At 61.9% G+C, this 22,771-nt stretch carries 13 protein-coding genes; 3 read left to right on the forward strand and 10 right to left on the reverse strand.

What is annotated here, in order from left to right:
* Positions 1-67 precede the first annotated feature (67 nt).
* The 10 genes from ACFSDX_RS18615 to ACFSDX_RS18660 form a co-directional block, all read right to left on the reverse strand.
* The gene (locus tag ACFSDX_RS18615; RefSeq protein WP_465262258.1) at positions 68-1,726 is read right to left on the reverse strand and encodes a glycoside hydrolase family 43 protein; all 1,659 of its coding nucleotides are present in this window, start codon (positions 1,724-1,726) and stop codon (positions 68-70) included.
* Positions 1,727-1,817: 91 nt separating this feature from the next.
* Positions 1,818-3,911: an alpha/beta fold hydrolase gene (locus ACFSDX_RS18620; RefSeq protein WP_382316288.1), complete on the reverse strand. Its 2,094-nt coding sequence runs from the start codon at positions 3,909-3,911 to the stop codon at positions 1,818-1,820.
* A gap of 35 nt (positions 3,912-3,946) precedes the next feature.
* Positions 3,947-4,945, reverse strand: coding sequence for an alpha/beta fold hydrolase (locus tag ACFSDX_RS18625; RefSeq protein WP_382316289.1), 999 nt, complete (start codon positions 4,943-4,945; stop codon positions 3,947-3,949).
* A 131-nt stretch (positions 4,946-5,076) separates the two neighbouring features.
* Entirely contained in the window at positions 5,077-6,756 is a 1,680-nt protein-coding gene (locus ACFSDX_RS18630) for a glycoside hydrolase family 28 protein (protein WP_382316290.1), read from the reverse strand.
* 51 nt (positions 6,757-6,807) lie between these two features.
* Positions 6,808-7,806, reverse strand: coding sequence for a pectinesterase family protein (locus ACFSDX_RS18635; protein ID WP_382316292.1), 999 nt, complete (start codon positions 7,804-7,806; stop codon positions 6,808-6,810).
* A gap of 76 nt (positions 7,807-7,882) precedes the next feature.
* Complete coding sequence (locus ACFSDX_RS18640) at positions 7,883-8,707, reverse strand: rhamnogalacturonan acetylesterase (RefSeq protein WP_382316294.1); 825 nt, start codon at positions 8,705-8,707, stop codon at positions 7,883-7,885.
* Positions 8,708-8,751: 44 nt separating this feature from the next.
* Positions 8,752-9,636: an alpha/beta hydrolase gene (locus tag ACFSDX_RS18645; protein WP_382316296.1), complete on the reverse strand. Its 885-nt coding sequence runs from the start codon at positions 9,634-9,636 to the stop codon at positions 8,752-8,754.
* Positions 9,637-9,780: 144 nt separating this feature from the next.
* A complete protein-coding gene (locus ACFSDX_RS18650) occupies positions 9,781-11,286 on the reverse strand; it encodes a RagB/SusD family nutrient uptake outer membrane protein (protein ID WP_382316298.1) in 1,506 nt (501 codons plus the stop codon).
* Positions 11,287-11,318: 32 nt separating this feature from the next.
* Positions 11,319-14,609 carry a SusC/RagA family TonB-linked outer membrane protein gene (locus tag ACFSDX_RS18655; RefSeq protein WP_382316300.1) on the reverse strand — a complete coding sequence of 1,097 codons (3,291 nt, stop codon included), beginning with the start codon at positions 14,607-14,609 and terminating at the stop codon, positions 11,319-11,321.
* A 23-nt stretch (positions 14,610-14,632) separates the two neighbouring features.
* Positions 14,633-15,628 (reverse strand): FecR family protein, encoded by a 996-nt coding sequence (locus ACFSDX_RS18660; RefSeq protein ID WP_382316302.1) that lies wholly within the window; start codon positions 15,626-15,628, stop codon positions 14,633-14,635.
* A 253-nt stretch (positions 15,629-15,881) separates the two neighbouring features.
* Between ACFSDX_RS18660 and ACFSDX_RS18665 the strand changes: the two genes are divergently transcribed.
* The 3 genes from ACFSDX_RS18665 (at position 15,882) to ACFSDX_RS18675 (ending at position 22,746) form a co-directional block, all read left to right on the forward strand.
* The gene (locus tag ACFSDX_RS18665; RefSeq protein ID WP_382316304.1) at positions 15,882-16,472 is read left to right on the forward strand and encodes an RNA polymerase sigma-70 factor; all 591 of its coding nucleotides are present in this window, start codon (positions 15,882-15,884) and stop codon (positions 16,470-16,472) included.
* A 1,146-nt stretch (positions 16,473-17,618) separates the two neighbouring features.
* Positions 17,619-20,900, forward strand: coding sequence for a SusC/RagA family TonB-linked outer membrane protein (locus tag ACFSDX_RS18670; RefSeq protein ID WP_382316306.1), 3,282 nt, complete (start codon positions 17,619-17,621; stop codon positions 20,898-20,900).
* 22 nt (positions 20,901-20,922) lie between these two features.
* Entirely contained in the window at positions 20,923-22,746 is a 1,824-nt protein-coding gene (locus tag ACFSDX_RS18675; protein WP_382316308.1) for a RagB/SusD family nutrient uptake outer membrane protein, read from the forward strand.
* Positions 22,747-22,771: the final 25 nt, after the last annotated feature.

A 22,771-nucleotide genomic window follows, 5' to 3' on the forward strand; every position in this document is an offset into this window, starting at 1 on the left:
GGCGCCTCACGAGATCCCTCTGGAGCCAGCCCCAGAGGGGTCTCGTGAGGCGCCCACACCACGGTGGCTACTCCACTCGAAACCAATCCACATCGGCATTGCCCGCGTCATTAAACTTGGCCGTGCGCGAGCAGAACAAGCCCACCTTGGCCCCAATCCATTTGCCCTCGCGGGCCTGAAACTCCGCGCCCAGCGGCTGAAACTGCTGCCCATCGTAGCTGTAGCTGAACTGGCATTTGGCCCCTGCCCGTACCGCCACGCGCAGGTAAATGGGCTGCCCGGCCTGAGCGGCGGGCACTTCCACCGGGGCCGAGGCAGTTTCGGGCGTCAGCTTATCAGCGCTTTTGCACACACTCTGGCTTAGTTGCAGCTTGCTGCCTAGGTTGCTGAGCGAGAGGTAGGCGTAGTCGAGGCCCATCATCAGTAAGCCTACTTTCTCGCCTTCCACGCGGGGGCTGAACGTGAGCTTGGTAGTAACCGTGAACACCTCGGCCGGCAGCTTTTGCAGCAGTAGATTAGGCACCTGCCAGTAGTTTTTAAAGCCCTCTGGCAGGGGCACTGAGTAGAGGCGCAGGTAGCCCTGCGGGCCGTTTAAATAAGCCCAGTAGTCCTGTGGGTTGGCGTGCCACTGCCACTGCCGGCCCAACTGGCTGGTGCTGAATTCGTCGGAGGTAAGCGGGGTAGCCCGCGGCTGCGCCAAGCCCTTGATGCGCGGCTTGCGGTGCGTGAGCACGGGCTGGCCCTTGCCGTCGCCGTCGGGGTCTTCGCCGATAACGGGCCAGTCGTTTTTCCAGACCATCGGCTGCAAATGCACCACCCGGCCATACGGCCCCTGGTCCTGGAAGTGCAGAAACCAGTCTTCGCCCGCGTCGGTGTCAACCCACGCGCCCTGGTGCGGGCCGTTGATGGGTGTTTTGCCCTGGTCCATTACAATGCGCTCGTCATAAGGCCCGTACACATTGCGCGAGCGCAGCACTAATTGCCAGCCCGTGGGAACGCCGCCGGCCGGCGCAAAAATGTAATAGTACCCATTACGCTTGTAGAACTTGGGCCCTTCGAGCGTGGGGTGGTTTTTGTGGCCATCAAAGACCAGCGCGTCGGGGCCAGTCAGGCGCTGCCCATCGGAGCTCAGCGGGCTCACGGCCAGGATGGTTTTGATGCCCGCCCGTGAGCCCGCGAAGCCGTGTACGAGGTAGGCCTTACCATCAGTGTCCCAGAGCGGGCAGGGGTCAATCCAGCCGCTGGCTTGCTTCACGCACACCGGCGTCGACCACGGTCCGGCCGGGTTTTTAGCCTTCGTCACGAAAATGCCCAGGTCAGGGTCGGGGTAGTAGATGTAAAATTCCTGGTTGTGGTAGCGAATGGCCGGGGCCCACACGCCGTTGCCGTGCTGGGGCAGGGCGTAGCGGGCCAGCGGCGGCTGCGCCTGAAATACGGCCCCGATTATCGACCAGTTTACCAGGTCTTTGGAATGTAGGATTTGCAGGCCCGGCACGGCGTTGAAGCTGGAGGACGTCAGGTAAAAGTCGCTGCCCACGCGCACCACGTCGGGGTCGGAATAGTCAGCGTAGAGTACCGGGTTTTTGTAGGTGCCGTTGCCCAGGTCGGGCACCCAGACTTTGGAAAGCGTGCCCTGCGCCTGGGCCTGGGCCACTCGCAGGCCGAAGGCCAACAGGGCAAGCAGTACCCAGCGCCCGCCGCAAGGATAGCCTAACTGGATGTTCAATAAAACAGCAACGGAACGGAATACACGCATGGGCATGGGGCAAGCAGATAGCGAAGTAATAAAAGCGCTTGCAATCAGCTAGTAACAGAGACTAAAGCTGCGGCTGGAGGGCAATAAAGTGGAGGACGGCCTCGGTAAAAGCGGTGGGATTGTCGAGGTTGGCGACGTGGCCCGCGTGGGGCAGCACGGCCGTTTGCGCGCCTGGCACGAGCTGTTGCAACACCTCATTGTCGTGCTGGCGAGCGGCCGACTCCCGCTCCCCTGCCAGCAGCAGCAGCGGCACGCGCACGGGATGCGCCGTGAGCCGAGGCACCAGCGACTGGCCCAGCAGCACCCGGGGCTCGACGTGCAGCGGCTGCCACATCGACCAGTCCTGCACCATTAGGCGCAGCAAGGGCTCCGAGCTGGCCTGCTCCGGCCCGCTGGATTTGAGCAGCGAAGCCAGCCACTGCTCCTTGAAAGTAGCGAGGCCGCGCGCCTGGAGCTGCGCAATCTCGGTGCGGCGGCGCGCAATCTCGGCCGCCGTAATGGGCTGCTCGGGGCCGGGCCGGGGGTAAATGCTGCCGCTGCACGACACCACCGACAGTACGCTCTCGGGGTGCAGGGCCATGAAATCGATAGCCACGAAGCCGCCGAGCGACAGGCCTACGAGGTGGGCTTTGGGAATGTGCAGGGCTTGGAGCAGCCGGTGCAGGTCGTCGGCGTGCAAAAACTCCTGGCCCTCCACCGGCAGCGACGAGCGGCCGTAGCCGCGCATATCATAGCGAATGACGCGGTAGTGCTGCGCAAGCTCCGCCAGCTGCGGGTCCCACATGCGGTGGTCGAAGGAGTGGCCGTGCAACAGCACCAGCGGCGCGCCGTGGCCGGCTTCCTCGTAGTAAAGCTGCGCGTCGCCGAGGTTGATTTTGCCTTTCTTAGTGGCGGGGCCGGTTGCTTTGGGGCTGGCTTTCTGGCGCTTTGCCTGGCCTGGATTCGGCTGCTGGGATAGCAACTCTATTTCATTGCCAGCCAGCATAAACGCGCCCATGCCCTTGATATCGTTCGTGCGCACCGGCTCCTGCACGTAGTAGCCGTAGCTGCCGTCGCGGTAGGGCTTGCCGCCCAGACCCGCCACGGCCACAGTTCCTTTCAGGTTTACCTGGCCCTTCGCATCGGTTTCGATGAACTGCTGCAAAATGCCCTGATAGGCTTTGGTGGCAGTTTTTAGGTACGAGGCGGGCAGGTAGCCCTGGCGCACGCCCTTGGCCAGCGCGTAAGTAAGCAGGCAGGACGCGGACGCTTCCAGGTAGTTGCCCTGGGCGTTGCCCTTGTCCAGCACTTGGTACCAGAGGCCACTTTTGGGGTCTTGGTAGCGCTGGGCGGCGGCGGCCAGGCGGCCCAGAATGGCCACCACCGAGTCGCGCTTGGGATGCTGGGCTGGGAAGTAGTCGAGCGCATCGACCAGCCCGGCGGCATACCAGCCCATGGCCCGGCCCCAGAAGTTGGGCGACTGCCCGGTTTTGGGGTCGGCCCAGCCCTGCTGGCGGGCATCGTCGTAGCCGTGGTAGAGCAGGCCGGTTTTGGGGTCGCGGGCGTGCTTCTCCATGAGGATAAACTGGCGGGCCACGTCGTCGAAGGCGCTGGTTTCGTGGGTAATGGCGGCGTACTGCGCGTAGAAGGGCTCGCCCATGTAGAGGCCATCGAGCCACATTTGGCGCGGGTACACCTGCTTGTGCCAGAAGCCGCCATCGGGGTTGCGCGGGTGGCCCTTCAGTTGTTCGCGCAGCAAGGTGGCGGCTTTCAGGTATTTCGGCTCGTGGGTTTGCTGGTAGAGAAACAGAATCAGCGTGCCGTTCTTGACCTCGTCGATGTTATAGTTGCCCAGCCGATACTTTTTGATGCTGCCGTCGGGCTGCACAAAAAAATCGATGCTTTTCTTGATGTAGTTGAAATACTGCTGGTCGCCGGTGCGCTCCCACAGGCCCTTGATTCCTTCCAGGGCCACGCCCTGGCCGTAGTTCCACTTCACGGGCTGGCCGGGCACCTCCTCCAGCGAGTCGGGCCAGATGGTCATGATGGTGCGCGCCAGCTGGGCGGGCCCCGCCGCCAGCGCTTGGGCGCGCACCAGGCCCGGCAGCCCGAGCAGCCCGAGCCCTAGTAGGGCACTATTGAGAATTCGGTTTGGCAGAAAACGAGGGTTCCTCATGGGTTTTTGGTTTGCTTGCCGGCCGGCGGCGCCGCTCAGCGTTTGGTAGTGAAAACCACCCGCAGGAAGTCGGCCGTGTAGTTGAGGGTGGGCTCAAACCACGGGTTGAACAGCGGAAACGGGTGGGGCGCCTCCGGAAAGGTGTGCGTTTCGTGGTAGATGTGACTGGCGTCCAGCTGCTTCACCATGTCGTCGCGCCCGGCGTGCATCCGGTCCACCGAGCTGTTGATAAAGGCGATGGGCGGGGTTTGTGCCGAGACGTGGTTGAGCCCGCCGGCCTCCGCCCACAGGTCGGGCTTTTCCGTGCTCAGGCCCCCAAACCAGTAGGAGGCGGGCGAGGGCTTGTCGTTGGCGCGCTCACCCGATTCGGGGTGCGTGAAGGAGAGTGTACCGTCCACATCCACAATGGCTTGCACGCTACTGGAGTGACTGGTATTGCCGGCAGTGCCTTCGAGCGGTGCGTAGCCGTTGGTGGTGCCCACGAGCGCGGCCAGCTGCCCGCCGGCCGAGAAGCCCCACACCGCGATTGTGGTGGTGTCGATGGGGTAGCGCCCGGCGCTGGCGCGCAGCCAGCGGACGGCCGCTTTCAGGTCATGCACGGCGGCCGGGTAGTGGGCTTCGGTCGAGAGCCGGTACTCGACGGTGGCGGTGACGTAGCCCCGGGCCGCCAGCTGCTGGGCCATCGGCACGTGCTGCGAGCGGTCGCCCGAGCGCCAGCCGCCACCGTGGATGAGCAGCACCGCTGGGTAGCCCTGGCGGTGCTTGGCCTTGGGGTAAAAAATATCCAGCCGCAAGTTGCGCGCCCCTAGGGTGCAATACGTTACGTCGTAGGCGGCCCGCACCGTGGCGGGCAGCGTGGGCCGGGCGATGCTGATGTCCGGGTGGTGTTTCTTTTCCTTCACAAAAGCACTGTGCACCGTGAAAGAGGTATCGCGCGGGGCCGGAAACTGCTGCGCCCGCGCCGAAAGCGTGAGTAGCGCCGCGCTGCCAGCCGCCAGCCAGCCCAACCGGGAAATCGACGTTGAAAAGGGCATGGTTAATTTTTAGAGGATTTATGCAGAAGACGTCTGTCCTTGCGAGCGCAGTGAAGCAATCGCATCAGGACGAGCCACCTAGGTGCGATTACTTCGCTGCGCTCGCAAGGACAGACGCCTTTGCAAGAAGCCTATCTTTTAACTTTGAGGGCCTTGGCGCTGGCTCCGGCTTTGAATTCCGCCGCCGGGCGGCCCGGTCCGGCCTCGGCTTTGGCTACGCTGATGTCGGCGGCCCGCGGCCCGCTCACGCTGAACAACGGCTGGCCGGTGGGGGCCGCCACGGTAAGGCCCTCGAAGCGCAGGCCATGGCTGTTTTCGACCGACACGATGGGCGCGGCGGCCAGGGTTTGCAGGTGCAGGTTGGTGAGTTGAATATCCTGCGCCTCCGTCATTTCTACGCCTTTGTTGGCGCGCAGCGTGAGGTCGTCGAGCCTGATTTGCCGCACGTTCATTTCGGGCAGGCCACGCATGAAAATGCCGCGCTCGGCCCCGTCGCACACGATGTGGCTGAGGGTGAAATTGCGAAACTGCGGCGTGGCCTCCGTCACGGCGGGGGTGGGCTCGGGCGCGGCCGGCTGCCCGTCGGCCAGCTTGGCGGGCGGCTTGGTAAAGTAGTACATATCGAAGAGGATGGCATCGTGCACAATGTCCTTCATGGCGATGTTGCGCACGAAAATATTTTCCACCAGGCCGCCCCGGCCCCGCGCCGTTTTGAAGCGCAGGCCGTTGTCGCTGCCCATAAAGGAGCAGTCCTCCACGAAAATGTTGCGCGCCCCGCCCGACATTTCGGAGCCGATGACAAAGCCGCCGTGCGAGTGGTACACCACGTTGCGCCGCACGATGACGTTTTCAGTGGGTACGCCGCGCTTGCGGCCTTCCGCGTCCTTGCCCGACTTGATGCAGATGCCATCGTCGCCCACGTCGAAGGTGGAGCCTTCCACCAGCACGTTGCGGCACGATTCCACGTCGATGCCGTCGCCGTTTTGGGCGTAGTCGGGGTTGCGCACCAGCACGTTGCGCACGGTCAGGTCCTGGCACAGCAGCGGGTGCAGGCACCAGGCCGGCGAGTTCTGAAACGTGACGCCTTCGAGCAGTACCTTGCGGCAATTATTGAATACCAATAGGTTGGGGCGTAGATAGTCTTTGATGGCGGCGTAGTCCGGGGCGGTTTTGCCCGGGGCTAGGTTGCCGGCGTTGGGGGTTTGGGAGCCCAGCTTGGTTTTGACCGATGGGTACCACATGCGGCCGTCGTCGCTCACCAGTCCACCCGAGGCCACCTTCTTTTTCCACTCGTTTTCGGTGAGGCGGTCGCGGCCGACCATGCGCCAGGCATCGCCGTTGCCGTCCACGATGCCCCGGCCGGTGATGGCCACGTTGTCGAGGTTGGTGCCCGAAAGGGGCGACTGGTTGCGGTAGGCGGGCAGGCCTTCGTAGCTGCCCAGCACCAGCGGGTACTGGTCAAAATCGGCCGTGAACTGGAGCACCGCTGCCCGCATCAGGTGCAGGTTCACGTTGCTTTTCAACTCGATAGGCCCCGTGAGCCACAGCCCGCCGGGCACCAGCACCACGCCGCCGCCCTTACTGCTGCACGCGGCAATGGCCCGGTTGATGCTGGCCGTGTTCAGCGTGTGCCCATCGGGCAGCGCTCCAAACGTGCTGATGTTGAAGGTATCGGCCCGGAAGCTAGGCTGCTGCACCTGGGGCAGGTTGGCCCACGAGTAGGGCGCCGACGCTTGAGCGGCGGCTATGCCCGGCAGTAGCACCAGGGCCGCCCCGGCCAGGGCTTTGCGCAGGGCAAGTAGTTGTTTCATAGTCAGAAAGAGCAATAAGTCGGGAAAGCGGGTCGCTGGCCAGGCGGCCGGTTACTTGCGCACAGGCTCCCAGCCCGCTGGCCCGCCAAAAATGGCTTTGAGCGTGTACTGCCGGGCTTCTTTGGCCGTGAGCTGGCGCGCCCATTTCACCCGGCCGACCGGGTTGGCACCGGGGCCCGTGCTGCCCGACTCGGCGTAGTAGGTCGTGGCCTCGTTGCTGGTTTTGCCCCAGTTTTCCCAGCCTTCGGGCCGGATGTGCGCACCCATTTCGGTGTTGACAAAAACGACGCGGGCATTGGGCCGCCAGGGCCGGCCGAGGTACACCTTAGTGGCGGCCGGCGCGGCCGTAAGCTTACAGTTCAGGAACACCAGCCCAAACGGCTGCCGGAGCCAGGTGGAAGCCGCCGTGATGTAAGAGTTGGTTTTGCTGAAGATGGTGCAGCCCTCAAACACGGCCGTGCTGGAGCCGAAAATGAAGTCCGTGGTGCCCTCGATGTAGCAGTCCTGGTAATACTGCCGGCTGTTTTCGATGGCCAGAAACAGCGTATCCTGGTGGCCCAGCATCCGACAGTGGCGGAAGGTGGTACGGTCGCCCTCTACGTGCAGGGCGACGGCTTGGCCCACGGGCCCGGCCGAGTTCTCGAAGGTGACGTTTTCGGCCGTGAAATCGTTGCCCTGCACGCGCACCGTGGCCGAGGTGTAGGTGCTGTGCTTCTCGGCATCGCCCGAGTAGTCGCCGTAGGTAATGACTACGCCCTCCCGGCTCTCGCCCAGCAGCGTGATGTTGGTTTTTTGGGAGGGAATGAGTAGCTTCTCCTTATAAATACCGTTTTTGAGGAAAATGGTGGCCGGCACCTGCATGAAGTCGCGCACGGCCATTACCGCTTCCTGAATGGTGCGGTAATCGCCGGAGCCATCCGGGGCCACTGTCAGGCGAATGGGCACCAGGAAGGTTTCTACCTTGGCGGCGGATTGGGCAGGAGCTACCTGGGCGTGAAGGGCGATGGGCAGCAGCAGGCTGCTGGCGAGCAGGAGGTGGCGGAAAGTCATTCGGAATGGTAAGGAAGCAGTTGCGGCAGCGGGGGTAGTTCTGGCGGGCTCGCCTGGCAAGCAGCACAAAACCACCCTACGGCGTAGTAGGCTGGGCATCCTTGCCGTTAGTGGCAGGCGGCACGGCGTTTTTAGCCGTGGGCTTGGCCAGGTGCTCCGACAGGATGGGCAGCTTCTGCGCCGTGATTTGGCCTACGGCCAGCTGCGCCATTTTGCGGGCGCCTAACTCGGTGAAGTGGGTGTTGTCGTGGTGGCCGTAGGGATAGTTGGGGTGGTCGCCGGGGGCTAGCTCCAGGTACAGCAGCAGCGACTTATCCACGCCGTATTGCTGCACCAACTCGCGGCTCATTTTGTCGAGGTCGATGAGCGGTACTTTGTACTGCGCAGCCACCTCGGCCGTCACCTTGGAGTAGGCCACGTGGGTTTCCTGGATGCGGCCTGCCTGGTCGAAGCGGCGGCGCGTGATGGGCGTAAGCAGCACCGGGTAGGCTTTTTTGCCCCGCGTTTCGCTCACAAACTTGCTGAGGTTTTTGCGGTAGTCTTCGGGCGGGGTGTAGCGGTCGGGGTAGTTGTCGGCCTCGTCGTTGTGGCCAAACTGAATGAACACGTAGTCGCCCTCCTGCAAGGCCTGCACGATGGGCTGCCAGCGGTTTTCGGCCAAAAAGGTGCGCGTGCTGCGGCCGTTCTGGGCGCGGTTATCGACCACCACGGCGGCCGTGTCAAAATAGGTCGCCAGCGGCATCCCCCAGCCGGTTTCGGGAAACACCTGTTGCGGCTTGTTGGCCATCGTCGAATCGCCAATCATATACAGTTTGGTCTTCTTACGGGGGCCGGGCGCGGCAAAAGCCGTGAGCAGCAGCAAGCTCAGTCCGGCAGTGGTTTTCAAGAGGGAAGTACGCATGAGAAAAGGGGGTGGGAAAGAAAAGGCAGGGGCTTGAAACAGCCCTACTTGCTGCCCGTGAGAAAGCCCATTTCCAGCAGCCACGCCTCGCAGAGCGTCGTCCACTGGCCGGCCGAGCCGGGCGTGTTGCGCAGGGCAATGGCGTGGCCGCCCTGCGGAAACGTGTGCAGGCTGCTCGGCACGTCATGCTCTACCAGGGCTTGATAAAACAGGAGGCTATTACGCTGATTTACTGACTTGTCATTATAAGCGTGGGCCAGAAAGGTGGGCGGCGTGGCCGACGTGACGTGCAGCTCGTTGGAAAACTTAGCCACCAGCTCGGGCGAGGGGTTTTCGCCCAGCAGATTTTTGCGGCTGCCGGCGTGGGCGTACTGGCCCATCGTAATGACGGGCGACACCAGCACTATAAAATTGGGCGCGAAGGCCAGTCGGTCGAGCGAGTCGCCGATGGCCGACACATCCTCTGGGTGCGTGCCCAGGGTGGCGGCCAGGTGCCCGCCCGCCGAGCCGCCCATGATGCCGATGCGCTGGGGGTCAAGCTTCCAGCGGGCGGCGTGGGCCCGAATCAGGCGCATGGCGCGCTGGGCATCCTGCTCGGGGCCAAGGCTGCGGTCTTGCAGGTCGGGCGAATTGGGCAGGCGGTAGTTCAGCACAAAGGCCGTGACCCCCATCGTGTTAAACCACTTGGCCAGCTGCGTGCCGCCCAGCAGGTAGGTCAGGCGCTCGTAGCCGCCGCCGGGGCAAATGAGTACGGCGCAGCCTTTGTTCTCCTCCTTCGAAGTGAAAAAAGTATACATACCCGGCGTGCCCACCTGCAAAATTCGCTCGTTTTCAATCTTATCCGCCAGCTTCAGGCCCTTGGAATTGGGCATCTTTTTCTTGGGCCACAGCGGCATAAAATCCTGCGCCCGTCCCGGCAAAGCACTCAAAATCAACAAGCAGCAGACAACAACACGAGGAACTAGCGGCATAGTGGAAAGACGGCAATTGATAAAAATATCAAGTCGGAAAAGCAAAAGCGAAGAACCAGTCAAGCTTTTCCACTCACTGCTCTTCGACCTTCGCGGCGGCCCTTAGTAATTAGGGTTTTGCTTCAGATTGGGGTTAGCGGTAATCTGCTCGGCCGGAATCGGGTAGATACCCCTCCAGGTTGGCGTCTGGGTGGTTTTGAAGGTCCAGGTTTCGGTGAAGTAGCTCCCAAACCGAATCATGTCCCGGCGGCGCTGGCCTTCCCAGATAAACTCGCGGGCCCGCTCTTCCTCGACGTTTTTCAGGGTGAGACTGGTCAGCGCCGAGGCGTTGCTGCGGGCTCTTACTTGGTTGACCAAGGGCAGGGCTGCGGCCGCATTCCCGTTTCTGAGCAGCACCTCGGCTTTCATGAGCAAGATGTCGGCGTAGCGCGTCAGCACCAGGTCGTTGTCGGCGTTGAAGCCCGACCAGCTTACGCCCTCGGGTACGTATTTTAAGACCCGGTAGCCCTCGTTGTCTTGCGCGCTGATGTAGTCGCGCACCGGTACCAGATTCAGCTGCACGCCCCGGTTATCCACCAGCGGCTGGCCGTTGGCATAGGTTTGCGGGCCGTATTGCAGCAGGCTTTTGCGGCGGTCGGCGTTCTCGTAGCGGTCCAGGGCCTCCCGGTAGGTGCTGTAGCCGTTAGCCGGTGTGAAGGGCAGGTTGTAGCGCTGCTTATCCAGAGCGGGCTGCGCGTAGAGCATAAACTGGTTGGCCCCCGCGTTTCTGGTGGGGTTTATCGAAAAGGAGAAGATAATCTCCTTGGAATTCACTTCGTTAGTGGCTTTAAAGTTGTCTACTACGTTGGTCTCCAACGAGTAAACTCCCGCGTTGATTACGTTGTCGCACATGGCCAGGGCCTCCGTCCGCTTGGGCGAGCCAGTATAAACCTCGGCATTCAGGTATAGGGTGGCCAGGGCCGCGTAAACGGCTTCTTTAGTAAGTCTGGGGTAGTAAGTGGCCTTTGCGTTTTTAGCCGACGGCAAAACGCTCACCGCCTGGAGCATTTCCCGCTCCACAAAGGCAAATACCTCGGCCCGGGTGTTGTTGGTTGGCAGGTTCTGAGGGTCTACCCGGGCCTGCGTGAAAATGGGCACGTTGCCCCAGAAGTCCATGGCGTAGAGATAGCCGTAGGCCCGCAGCGCCCGGGCCTCGGCGATTACGCCTGGGAAGTTGGCCTTGTTGGGCGAGCTTTCCAGGCTTTCCAGCACGGCGTTGGCCGTGCCTATTTCCTGGAAAATACCTTTCCAGGCGCGGCTGGTAGTCGCGTTATCGGGTTTTACCTGGTGGAGCATGATATCGATGTTGTTCTGGTCGAACCAACCGCCGCTGGCCCGGCCGGGCACCAGAAATTCGTCGGTGCCAAACTCCGCGATGCGGAAGGGGTCCCCGATGTCTGCCACCCCCGATAATTGCTGGTACACGCCCACCACGGAGGACAGCGCTTCTTCTTCGGTCCGGTAGTACGTGGCCGGGGACAAGCTACCAAATTGCTCTTCGTCCAGGCCGGTGCAGCCGGCCAGCACCACCACGGCACTGACCAGGATTTTTGTGATGATATGTTTCATCTGCTTAACTCAATAGGGAATATTTGCTGCAATTAGAAAGAAGCGCTGGCGCCGATGCTCACGGTCTTGGCGCGGGGGTAGCTTAGGTAGTCTATCCCCAGCGGCGCCACTCCGGTACCCGAAATCTCGGCGTTTACTTCGGGGTCCAGCCCTGAGTATTTGGTAATCAAAAACAGATTCTGGCCGGTCACGAAGACCCGGGCGTTGGAGAGCAGCGTGCTTTTCACGTTGAAAGCGTAGCCGAACGTGATGTTGTCGAGGCGGGCGAAGGAGCCGTCTTCAATCCAGCGCGAAGAGTACTGCTTGGGCTGCTGCCGGCCTACCCCGTCGGTGAGCGCCGAGACCAGCACGTTCCGGCCGGGCAGGTTGCTTTTGTAGGCCATATTGTTGGCGGTCAGGTTATAGACATCGTTGCCTATCGAGCCCCGGACGTTGAAAGACAAGCTCCAGGTCTTGTACTGGAAGGCGTTGCTCAGGCCGTAGGTGTAGTTTGGCTGGGCGCTGCCAATAACCTGGTTGCCGGGCTCATACTTCTCCACGCCATCGACTATTCCCGTGAATTTCCTGCCGTAGAAAGTACCCAGTGGCTGGCCGGGCATAATCAGCTGGGCGTAGCCGCCGGCCACCGTTCCTTGCAGGGGGGCTATCTGGATGTTGTCGCCCTTGTAGAGGTCGTTGGAGAGGCTCAGCACTTTGTTGCGGTTGCGGCTGAAGTTCACATCGGCGTTCCAGCTGAAGGCGCCCTTGCTGATGATGCTGGCCCCCAGTTCCAGCTCAATGCCCTTATTTTCCACGCTCCCGACGTTGGCCAGCTGGGTGCTCACCACCGAGGGCGACGGCACGGCAATGCGCAGCAGCAGGTCGGTAGTTTCCTTGCGGTAGTAGTCGAGGGTGCCGTGGAGGCGGTTGCCAAACAAGCCGAAATCAAGCCCCACGTCTACCTGGGCAGTTTGCTCCCATTTCAGGTTCGGGTTGGCGTATTGCTGGGGCAGCACGATGGTCACGCGCTGACCACCCACCAGGTAGCCCCTGGTGCTGGCGCCGAGCGTAGTGAGCGAGTTCAGGTTGCCGATTTCCTGGTTGCCGGTTACCCCGTAGCTTACCCGCGCCTTCAGGTCCGACACGGGGCTGGTGGGGAAGAATTTCTCCTGCGAAATCCGCCAGGCCACCGAGCCGGAAGGAAACATGCCCCACTTATTGCCCGAGCCAAAGCGGCTCGACCCATCGCGCCGGATGGTGGCCGTGGCCAGAAACCGGCCGTCAAAATCGTAGTTTACCCGGCTGTACCCGGAAATAAGGGTGTTGCTTTCCTGGAAGCTGCTGACCCCACCTACCGTGCTGGCGGCCTGCATACTGTACCACTTAAAGGAATCGGACAAGAACCCGGAGGCCGTGGTGCGGCTACCCTGGCCCAGGAAGTACTGATACGAGTAGCCCGCAATGGCATCAAAGGCGTGGCGGCCGAAGGTCTTGTTGAACCGCAGCACCGTTTCCAGCAGCTTGCTGTAGTCGGCTAGCTTTTGAGTGCTGGCATACCCGCCAAAACCTTCCCCTAGGGGGTTAGATTTTTGGATGAAGGAATTGCGGTCAATCTCCTGCCGAGTGTAGCCCAGGCTCACGTTGATGCTCAGCGGCTCCGTGATTTTGTAGGTGGTAGAGAGGTTGCCCAGCAGCCGCTGCGCGGTTCGCTCGTCGAATACTTCCTGGGAGAAGGAAACCGGATTTATTCGGAAAGGCCCCACGTGGTAAAACCCGCCGCTCGGATTATAAACCGGGTAAGTAGGGTTGAAAACCAGGGCTTCATAGTTCATGCTGGTTCCCGATTCGCTGCCCACCGTGTTGGACACGGGCGCCGCCAGCGACTTGGTTTGCCCGTAGTTGATGATGAAATCAAACCGCAGCCGGTCCTTCAGCGCCGAGTGGTTGACGTTGACCGCGGCATTGGCCCGGGTCAGCTCGGAGCCGAGCATCACGCCCTGCTGCTTGCCGTAGCCCAGCGACGCGCGGTACAGCGTCTTATCCGTGCCGCCCGTCAGCGACAGGCTGTGGTCCTGAGTTTTCGCAGTCCGGTAGATTTCGTCTTGCCAGTTAGTATCCGCCCCTTTGTCGTCCAGCGGTAGGCCCAACTCCTTCACTTCCGCCCGGTACTGGTCAGCCGATAACACCTTCAGCGTGTTGGCCACCTTAGACACCCCGGCCGTTACGTTGTAGGTAACCTGGGCTCTGCCAGCCTTGCCTTTCTTGGTGGTAATCACAATCACGCCATTGGCCCCCCGGGAGCCGTAGATGGCGGTGGCCGAAGCATCCTTGAGCACCGTCACCGACTCGATGTCGTTGGGGTTCAGCGTCATCAGGGGGTTGGTGGGCTCCTGGTCGAAAACGTCGGTGCCATTGCCCCGGATGTTGGCTTGGCTCACGCCGCTGGTGGTGGAAATGGGCACGCCATCAATCACGTACAGCGGGTCGTTGGAGCCCGTGAGGGAAGTACCGCCCCTGATTCTGACTGTGTTAGAGCCCCCGGGCTTGCCGCTGTTTTGGGAGATATTCACGCCCGCCATTTTGCCCTGAATCAGCTGCTGCGGGCTAAGCTGGGGCCCCACGTTGAAATCCTTAGAAGAAACCGAGCTTACCGAGCCCGTAAGGTCGCTTTTCTTCTGGGTGCCGTAGCCCACCACCACCACCTCATCCAGCGACTTGGTATCCTCCACCAAATTGACGGTTAGGTTATTGATGGCACTGGTTACCGCCACTTCCTTGCGCACGAAGCCTACGGCACTGAACACCAGGGTGCTGTTGGCGGGCACGCTGAGCGTAAAGCTGCCATCGGGCGCGCTACTGGTGCCGATGGTGGTGCCTTTTACCACCACCGTAATGCCCGGCAGGCCCTCGCCTTTGGTATCTACCACGCGCCCGGCCACGGCAATATCCTGCGCACTAGTAGTCGCACTGCTGCTGCTTGGCTCAGCCGCGACTATGACGTAGTTGTTCGGATGTAAGCGCTTGAAGCTCAGGCCTACCTGCGCTAGGGTGCGCGCCAGCTTGCCCTCCAGCGTGCTGGCCTCCGCGGCGGGCGTCACGCGCTTGTCGCCCACCACGTCGCTGTCGTAGGCAATCGTGCTGTTGTACTGTCCTTCCCACTGGGTCAGCAGCTGGCGTAATCCCACGGTGGCGGTGGCGCTGGTTGGCTGCCCCTGCACCGGCCGAGTTGAAGCCAGCAACTGCGCCGCGGCCGGCGAGCTGGGCGCTTGCAACAGCACCGTCCCGGCCACGAGGAAGAGGAAGCGGGCAGGCTGCCCGCCAGGTAAAGTAGGGGTTTTACGCATGAGAAGTAGGGTGGGAAAAAGCGTTATTTAGATAAAACGAGGCGGTTTTGCTGGCGCTTGATGTGCAGGTGAAAGGCCTCGGCCAGGTCTTCGCAGAGCACATCGAGGTTGCCTATTGGGAGGGTGCCTGTGAACTTGCGCTGCGCTAGGGCCGAGTCGGGCACCACCACTGCCACGCCGTAGGTGTCTTGTAGGCGGGTCGCTACGTCGGCCAGCGGCGTGGCATCGAAGCTCATTCGGGCGGCGGTCCAGGTGGCATAGCTAGCAGCTTTTACTGCCTTGTGCAGAACTACCTTAGGCTTATTATCAGCTGTTTGCAATAGCTCGCCAGGCTTTAAAATAATATCGGGCCGGGTGTGGTCGACAAAATCCACGCGCACCTTGCCTGATAGCAGCACCACCCGGGCCTGCTCGTGCCGCCGGTACACGGTAAACTTCGTACCCAGCACTTCCACGTTGAAATTGCCCGTAGTGTGCACCACGAAGCGCTGATTATCAGCCGTGTGCTTCACCGAGAAAAAGGCTTCCCCATCGAGCCACACTTCGCGGGGCTGCCGCGCATCGGCGGAGGCGGCGTAGCGCAAGGTCGAGTGCGCGTTTAGCGTCACCTCCGAGCCGTCGGGTAGGCGCACCACCCGCGTCTGGCCATAGGCGGTGGCGTAGCTGGCTGTAGCCAACTGGTGCTGCTCCTGCCAAAACCAGCCCGCGCCAATGGTCAGGCTGGCTACCGCCGCCGCGGCGGCCCAGCGCCGCCAGGCACGCGGGGCGGGGCGCAGCAGCACCACCTGCGGCGCGGGAGCCACGCCCAGGCGGGCGTGCAGGTTCTCGCGCATAGCCGCGTAGTTGAAGGGGTCGCTGTCAGCAACTGGCACAGCGGCTTCGGCGGCGGAGCGACTCATCCAGTCCTGCACCTGCCGTTCATTGGCAGGGTTGGCGAGCCAGGCCCGCACGGCGCGTGCTTCGATAAGGGAGGCTTCGCCGCGCAGATAGCGCACATAGGCTGCGTAGGTAATTTCCATGTAGTGGGGCGGGTCAGATGCCCCGCTGCTACTAAGAACCATGGACCCCCTTCTACCCCAAAGCTGGCCCGCAAAATAATTTGCTTTTTTTTCGGGCTGCCGCTAACTACTTATAAATAGCTGGTAATCAAGATAGCATTTAAGCTGAGCCGTTGCGTAAGCCCGGGTTATAATTGTTGGCGGGCGGCTAGTGCGTACTTATTGGCGACTTGTATATTTGGCGCTTCTTACCCTACCCTTCCATTTCCCACCCGTGAGAATCAACCAAGAATTCTCGGACCACGCGTGCCTAGCGCGCCTTCAGCAGGACGATATCCGGGCATTCGACCAGCTATTCGACCTGTACGCTCCCGCGCTGTGTCGCTTCGTGCACTGGCACCTCAAGAGCCACGCCGATGCGGAGGATGCCGTGCAGGAGTGCTTCCTCAAGCTGTGGGAGCGCCGCATGTTCTTAGACGAAAACATCGTTTTCAAAGCCTACCTCTACAAGTCGGCCTACCATGCCGTGCTCAATCAGCTGCGGCAGCAGCGCTACTGGGTGTTTGAGGAGTGCGGCGAAGAAACCCTAATCGAGGAAGCTAGCCCCGGCCAGATTCTGGAGTACCAGGAGCTGGAGCATTTTTACCAGACGGCGATTGCGCAATTGCCGCCCCGCCGCCGTGAGATATTTGCCTTGAACCGACAGCAGGGCCTTTCCCATGCGCGCATTGCGCAGGAATTAAACATTTCCGTTAAGTGCGTTGAAAACCAGATGACCCACGCCCTGAAGTTTCTCAAGCTCTATTTCCAAGCGCACGGCATGTCACTAGGTTTAGCTTTAATCGCGCTTTTCAACTATGGCTAGGGTCAGATAGCTATCAATTCATACCCTTTAATTGGTAGAATGAGTAAGTTGACGAACGTTTTGCCCTGGTCCAGCACAATGCGCTCGTCGTAAGGTCCGTACACGTTGAGCGCACGCAGCACTAGCTGTCAGCCCGTGGGCACGCCCCCAGCCGGCGCGAAAATGTAGTAATAGCCCTAGCACGTGTAAAACTTGGGCCCATCCAGCGTGAGGTGGTTTTGGTGGACGTCAAATGCCAGCGTGTCGGGGCCGATGAGGCTCTACCCTGCTTCACGTACACGGGCACTGACCACGGCCCGGCCAGGTTTTTGGCCTAGGTCACGAAGATGCCCAGGTCGGGGTACTAAATGTAAAACTCCTGTTAGTAGCGGATGGCCGGAGCCCGCACGCCGTTGCCGTGCTGGGGCAGGGCGTAGCGCACTAGCGAGGGCTGCGTCTGAAATACGAATCGGTGAGAGACCAGCTAGCCAAACCTGACGCTAGCAGGCACATAACCCACCCGAATGGCCGAGCCAACGGCGCTTCAAACTCAAAGAATACCTCCATAAAGAAGTAAACCAGGCCGCCAAGCAGAATCAGCAGACTGACAAAGCCACCGGAATAATCATATCCGAGAGAGCTTATTGAAAAACGCTTATGATGGTCCGCCGGCCATAGCGTTGGCTCAACTGCCGGATGGCCGTAAAGGCCAGGAAAATACGGCGTCCTATTATCGCAGCGGCCTAGGCAACGCAGCCTCGACCTGGAAGAGCGTGGCTATTTGTTGATTTTGTACTCATTTGAGATACAAGCAGTCTTGATAAAGCTCGACCTTAGCACCTAGCCCCGCCGATGGGGCGGTGAGCGGTGTTAATACCACCTACTTTGTGTGGTGCCCGTCTGGGTAGCTTCTACCCCACTTTGGCTCTGACAACGTTGCCGGTATCGTTTGCATAAATAATAGTGGGGCGGGTTGTAATAATTTAATAAATCCTACTTCATCTTTAGCCCACTGTCCGGATGAACTAATTGCGGGTTGGCGGCGGCTCCCCTCCCCACCCAATTGCAATTATACCAGACGCTGCTGCGCTGCAGCCCGTTGCTGGCGGCTACGGCCCCAGCGCCCCTCTCGCTCCCCTTCCTTTTCCCACCCCTTGCCCCAACGCAATGAAAAAACTTGTATGCCTGTTTCTACTACTAACCGGGTTCTCGCTGCTGGCGGCGGCGCAAGGCCCCGGCCGCCGCACGCTCACGGGCGTTATCAAAACTGAGAAAGGGGACGGCCTACCCGGCGCCACCATCGTGGTGCAGGGCACTACCAACGGGGCTTCTTCTAACTCCGACGGCAGCTTTTCGCTCGCCATCCCGGCCACGGGCGGCACTACGCTGCTCATCAGCTCCATCGGCTTCGTGGGCCAGACGGTGGCCGTGGGCGACCGCACTACCATCACGGTGACGCTGCAAGACGATAGCAAAGCCCTGGAAGACGTAGTGGTTATCGGCTACGGCGAGTCGGCGCGCAAGGACGTGACCGGGGCCGTGTCGTCGGTGAGCGCCAAGCAAATAAAGGACATTCCCATCAACTCGGCGGCCGATGCGCTGACCGGCCGGCTGGCCGGCGTGCAGGTGACCTCCTCGGAGGGCACGCCGGGAGCCGACGTGCGGATTCGGGTGCGGGGCGGCGGCTCGATTACCCAGGACAACTCGCCGCTCTACGTGGTGGACGGCATTCAGCTCGAAAACGCGCTGTCCGTGATTTCGCCCCAGGACATCCTGACGGTGGACGTGCTCAAGGACGCGGCTTCGACGGCCATCTACGGCGCACGCGGGGCCAATGGCGTGGTGATTATCACGACCAAAAAGGGCATCGAGGGGCGCACCATCGTGGCGTACAGCGGCTTTGCCGGGGTGCGCCGGATTGTAAAGACGCTGGACGTGCTGCAGCCGGGCGAGTTCATTGATTTTCAGTATGAGCGGGCGGCGCGCCTAGCCGGCGACCTGGCCACGTTCAGGGCGGCCTACGGCTCGCGCAACTACACCGGCGACACGCTGGCGCTGGCCCGGCAGTCGCCCTTTACCGACTGGCAGCAGGAGGTTTTTGGCCGCGATGCTTTTCAGCAAACCCACAACCTGTCCTTAACGGGCGGCGGCAAGGGCACCACGTTCTCGTTGAGCCTGACCAGCAACCGCGAGCAGGGTATTCAGGTGAACTCGGACTACGACCGCAAGCTGCTCAACTTTCGCTTCGACCACCGGGCCAATGACAAGCTGCGCATCGGCTTCAACGTGCGCGGCAACGACCAGGTAACCAACGGCGCGGGCACGGCCAGCGGCGGCCTGTCGAGCGGCTCGCGCCTCAAAAACACGGTGCAGTACCGCCCCTTCACCAACAACCTGGGCACGGGCGTATCCGTGGACCTCACCCAGCCCGATGAGGACTACTACCTGCTGAGCGGCGGCGTGAGCGGGCTCATCAACCCAATTGCGGTGGCCGAGGCCGAGTATCGGGCCAACAAAACGCGCTTGGCCAACGCCAGCACCTACGTCAGCTACAGCTTTATCAAAAACCTGACCCTGCGCTCGACCTTCGGCCTCGACTACTTGAACACCCGCACCGAAGCCTTTAACAGTAAAGTCACCGGCGTGGCCCGCCAAAACGGCGGCTTCCCGACCGCTACCCTGAACACGGGCTCGCAACTGACGCTCAACAACTCGAACGTGCTGACCTACCAGTTCGTCAAGGGCAAGCACACGTTTGACGCGCTGCTGGGCCAGGAAGTGTACCAGACCCAGAATTCGTCGCTGAACGCTTCGACGTTTTATCTGCCGCTCGACATCACCTCGGAGAGCGTGTTTGCCAACCTCAACCAGGCGCAGGCCCCGGCCGGCTTCATTCAGCCCGCCCCAACCACCAGCGACGACCCCAACCGCATTTTGTCGGGCTTCACGCGCTTCAACTACGCCTACGCCGACAAGTACCTCGTGACGCTGACGGCGCGCATGGACGGCTCCAACAAGTTTGGGCCGGGCAATAAGGTGGGCGTGTTTCCGGCCGCTTCGGTGGCCTGGCGCTTGTCGAGCGAGGAGTTTATGAAGCCGCTCACGGCCGTGTCGGACCTGAAACTGCGATTGAGCTACGGCCTGGCCGGCAACAACCGCATCCCCGGCAACCTCTACCAGCGCAGCTTCACCACGAGCGGCGTGGAGTACGCCATCGACGGTGGGCGCACGCCGGGCCTGGCCAGCAATGCGCTAGCATTTAGAGACCTGCGCTGGGAAAGCACGATTTCGCGCAACGTGGGCGTGGACCTGGCCCTATTCAACAACCGGGTGCAGCTGACGGCCGACGCCTACATCAACCACACGTTTGACCTGCTGGTGGCCCAGCCCATCACGCCTACCTCGGGCTACACCACGCAGCTGCGCAACATCGGTAAAACCTCGAACCGGGGCATCGAATTGCAGCTGAGCGGCGCCATCGTGCAGGGCAAGGATTTTACCTGGACGGCCAACGGCAACGTGTCCTTCAACCGCAACCGGGTCGAAGACCTGGGCGGCCAGCCCTACCTGCCGGGCGTGAACTCGGGCTGGACCAGCGACACCGGCCAGGATTACTGGGTGACGCCCGGCCAGGCGGTGGGCCTGATGTACGGCTACGTGACGGATTTCGACAACGGCCGCAAGGGCTTCTACACCGTCGATGACTTCAACGCTACGCAGGCCGCCAACGGCACTTGGAACTACGTCCTCAAAGACGGTGTGCCGAACAACAACGGCGTGGTGGCCGACAACATCGGCACCTCGGTGAACGGCGCTATTCAGCCCACGCCGGGCGCGGTCAAGTTCAAGGATATCAATGGCGACGGCGTGGTGAACACCCAGGACCGCACCGTTATCGGCAACGCCAACCCCAAGTTCACGGGTGGCCTCAACCAGCAGTTTACCTATAAAGGTTTTGATGCCAGCGTATTCGTCAATTTCGTGTACGGCAACGATGTGTATAATGCCAACAAGATTGACTTCACCAGCGCCTACCTGCCCAACCAGAACCTGCTGGGCATCATGCGCGACCGCTGGCGCACCGTGGACGCGCAGGGCGTGCAGGTAACCGAGCCCACGGCCCTGGCCGCCCTCAACGCCAATGCCCAAATCTGGCGGCCCACCCGCGGGCGCTACCTGCTGCACTCGTGGGCCATTGAGGATGGCTCGTTTCTGCGCATCAATAACATCACGGTGGGCTACTCGCTGCCCAAGGCCCTCTTGCAGCGCGTGAAGGTGCAGCAGCTGCGCTTCTACGTGACGGTGAACAACTTGTACACCTTCACCAACTACTCGGGCTTCGACCCAGAGGTGAATACGCGCCGCTCGTCGCCGCTCACGCCGGGCGTCGACTACGCAGCCTACCCGCGCAGCCGTTTGTTTTTGTTCGGCCTCAATCTTTCGCTCTAGCCTTTCCCCACCCGGTTTTTTTATGAAACGTTCTTTTCTGCGGCCCGCGCTGGCGGCCGTGCTACTCAGCACCGCCGCGGCGGCGGTTTCCTGCAAGGGCTACCTCGATGCCCTTTCGCCCTCCGTTTACACCAATGCGGTCACCTTCAGCAGCGTATCGGGGGCCAATAGCGCCGTTATCGGGACCTACGACCCGCTTTCGGGCGACAACGGCTACGGCGTGCGCCTCTCCACGGGCTACGCCTACGACACCGACGAGGGCCAGAACCGCGCCGGCGCCCCCGACGGCGGCAGCCGCGACGTGAACCGCTACCGCGTGACGGCCGGCACCAGCGAGCTGATAGCGCCCTTCACCACGCTCTACCAGGGCGTGGAGCGCGCCAATATCTGCATCGAGCAGATTCCGCTGATGGCGCTCTACACCAGCGGCACGGTCACCGAGAAGCAGCAGCTGCGCCGTCTCTACGCCGAAGCGCTGGCGCTGCGCGCCCTCTACTACCTCGAAATAACCCGCAACTGGGGCGACGTGCCCGCGCCCTTCGCCCCGGCCGGCGACGACGTAAACCTGCCCACCACCGACCGCAACGCCATCTACGACCGGCTGCTGACCGACCTGGCCATGGCCTCGCGCCTGCTGCCCTGGCGCACGCAGGCCGACTACGGCCCCTACGAGCGCTTTACCAAGGGCGCGGCCAAGGCGCTGCGGGCGCGCATTGCGCTGTACCGGGGCGGCTACCAATCGCGCCAGGGCCAGATGGTGCGGGCCGCCGACTACCAGGCTGCCTACCAGGTGGCCCGCGCCGAATGCGATACGCTGCTGCGCAACCGCGCCCAGCATACACTCAACCCTAGCTTCGAGGCCGTGTGGCGCAACGTGTCGGGTCTGGCCTTCGACACGCAGTACGGCGAGGTCATGTTTGAGGTGGCGATGGGCTCGGGCTCGGCCGCCTCGGACAGCAAGCTGGGCTACAACAACGGCCCGCGCCTCTCGCAACTCTCGCGCTGGGGCCAGACGGGCGGTGGCATCAGCATCCTGGCTACCTATTTCTACGCCTTCGACTCGACCGACACTCGCCGCGACGTGACTGTGACGCTCTACCGCTCGGTCGATGCCACGCCCAACGTGCTCAACAGCGTGAATGGCAATAGCCTGACCGATGGCAAGTTCCGGCGCGACTGGCGGCAGCCGCTGCTGCCCGGCACCTCCCAGAACCTGGGCATGAACTGGCCCGTGGTGCGCTTCTCCGACGTACTGCTCATGTTTGCCGAAGCCCAGAACGAGCTGGCCGGCCCCGGCGCCGCCTACAACGGCACCACCCCGGTGCAGGCCCTGGAGGAAGTGCGCCGCCGCGCCTTTTCGGCCGCCAACTACCGGGCGCTGCCCGCCACGCAAACCAGCTCAGCCACCGCGTTTTTCACTACGTTGACCAATGAGCGCCTGCTGGAGTTTGGTGGCGAAGCCATCCGCAAGTACGACCTGATTCGGTGGAACCTACTGGCCAGTAAGATTGCCGAAACCAAGACCAACCTCACGGCCTTCATGGCGGGCACCGGCGCGTATGCGCGCTGCCCGCAGTACCTCTACGAGTATAACCCCGTCCCCGAGCAGCTGCGCTATGCCCGCTCGCTCTACCGGCCCTCGCCCAGCACGGCCACGACCTTCCCCGTCACGACGGGCGGCGTTACCTACGCGGCCCGGCGCGTGAGCTGGCGCGCCGGCCTCAGCGCCGCTAACGTCGCCGACGTGGCCTCGGCCTACGTGCCCAACACCGGCGACGAGCTGCTGGCCTTCCCGCAAACGGTGCTCGACACCAACCCTAACCTGAAGCAGAACTTCGGCTACTAAGCTAGGTTGGGGCGGTGAGCGCCGG

Source organism: Hymenobacter bucti (genome assembly GCF_042681145.1).
GTDB lineage: Bacteria > Bacteroidota > Bacteroidia > Cytophagales > Hymenobacteraceae > Hymenobacter > Hymenobacter bucti.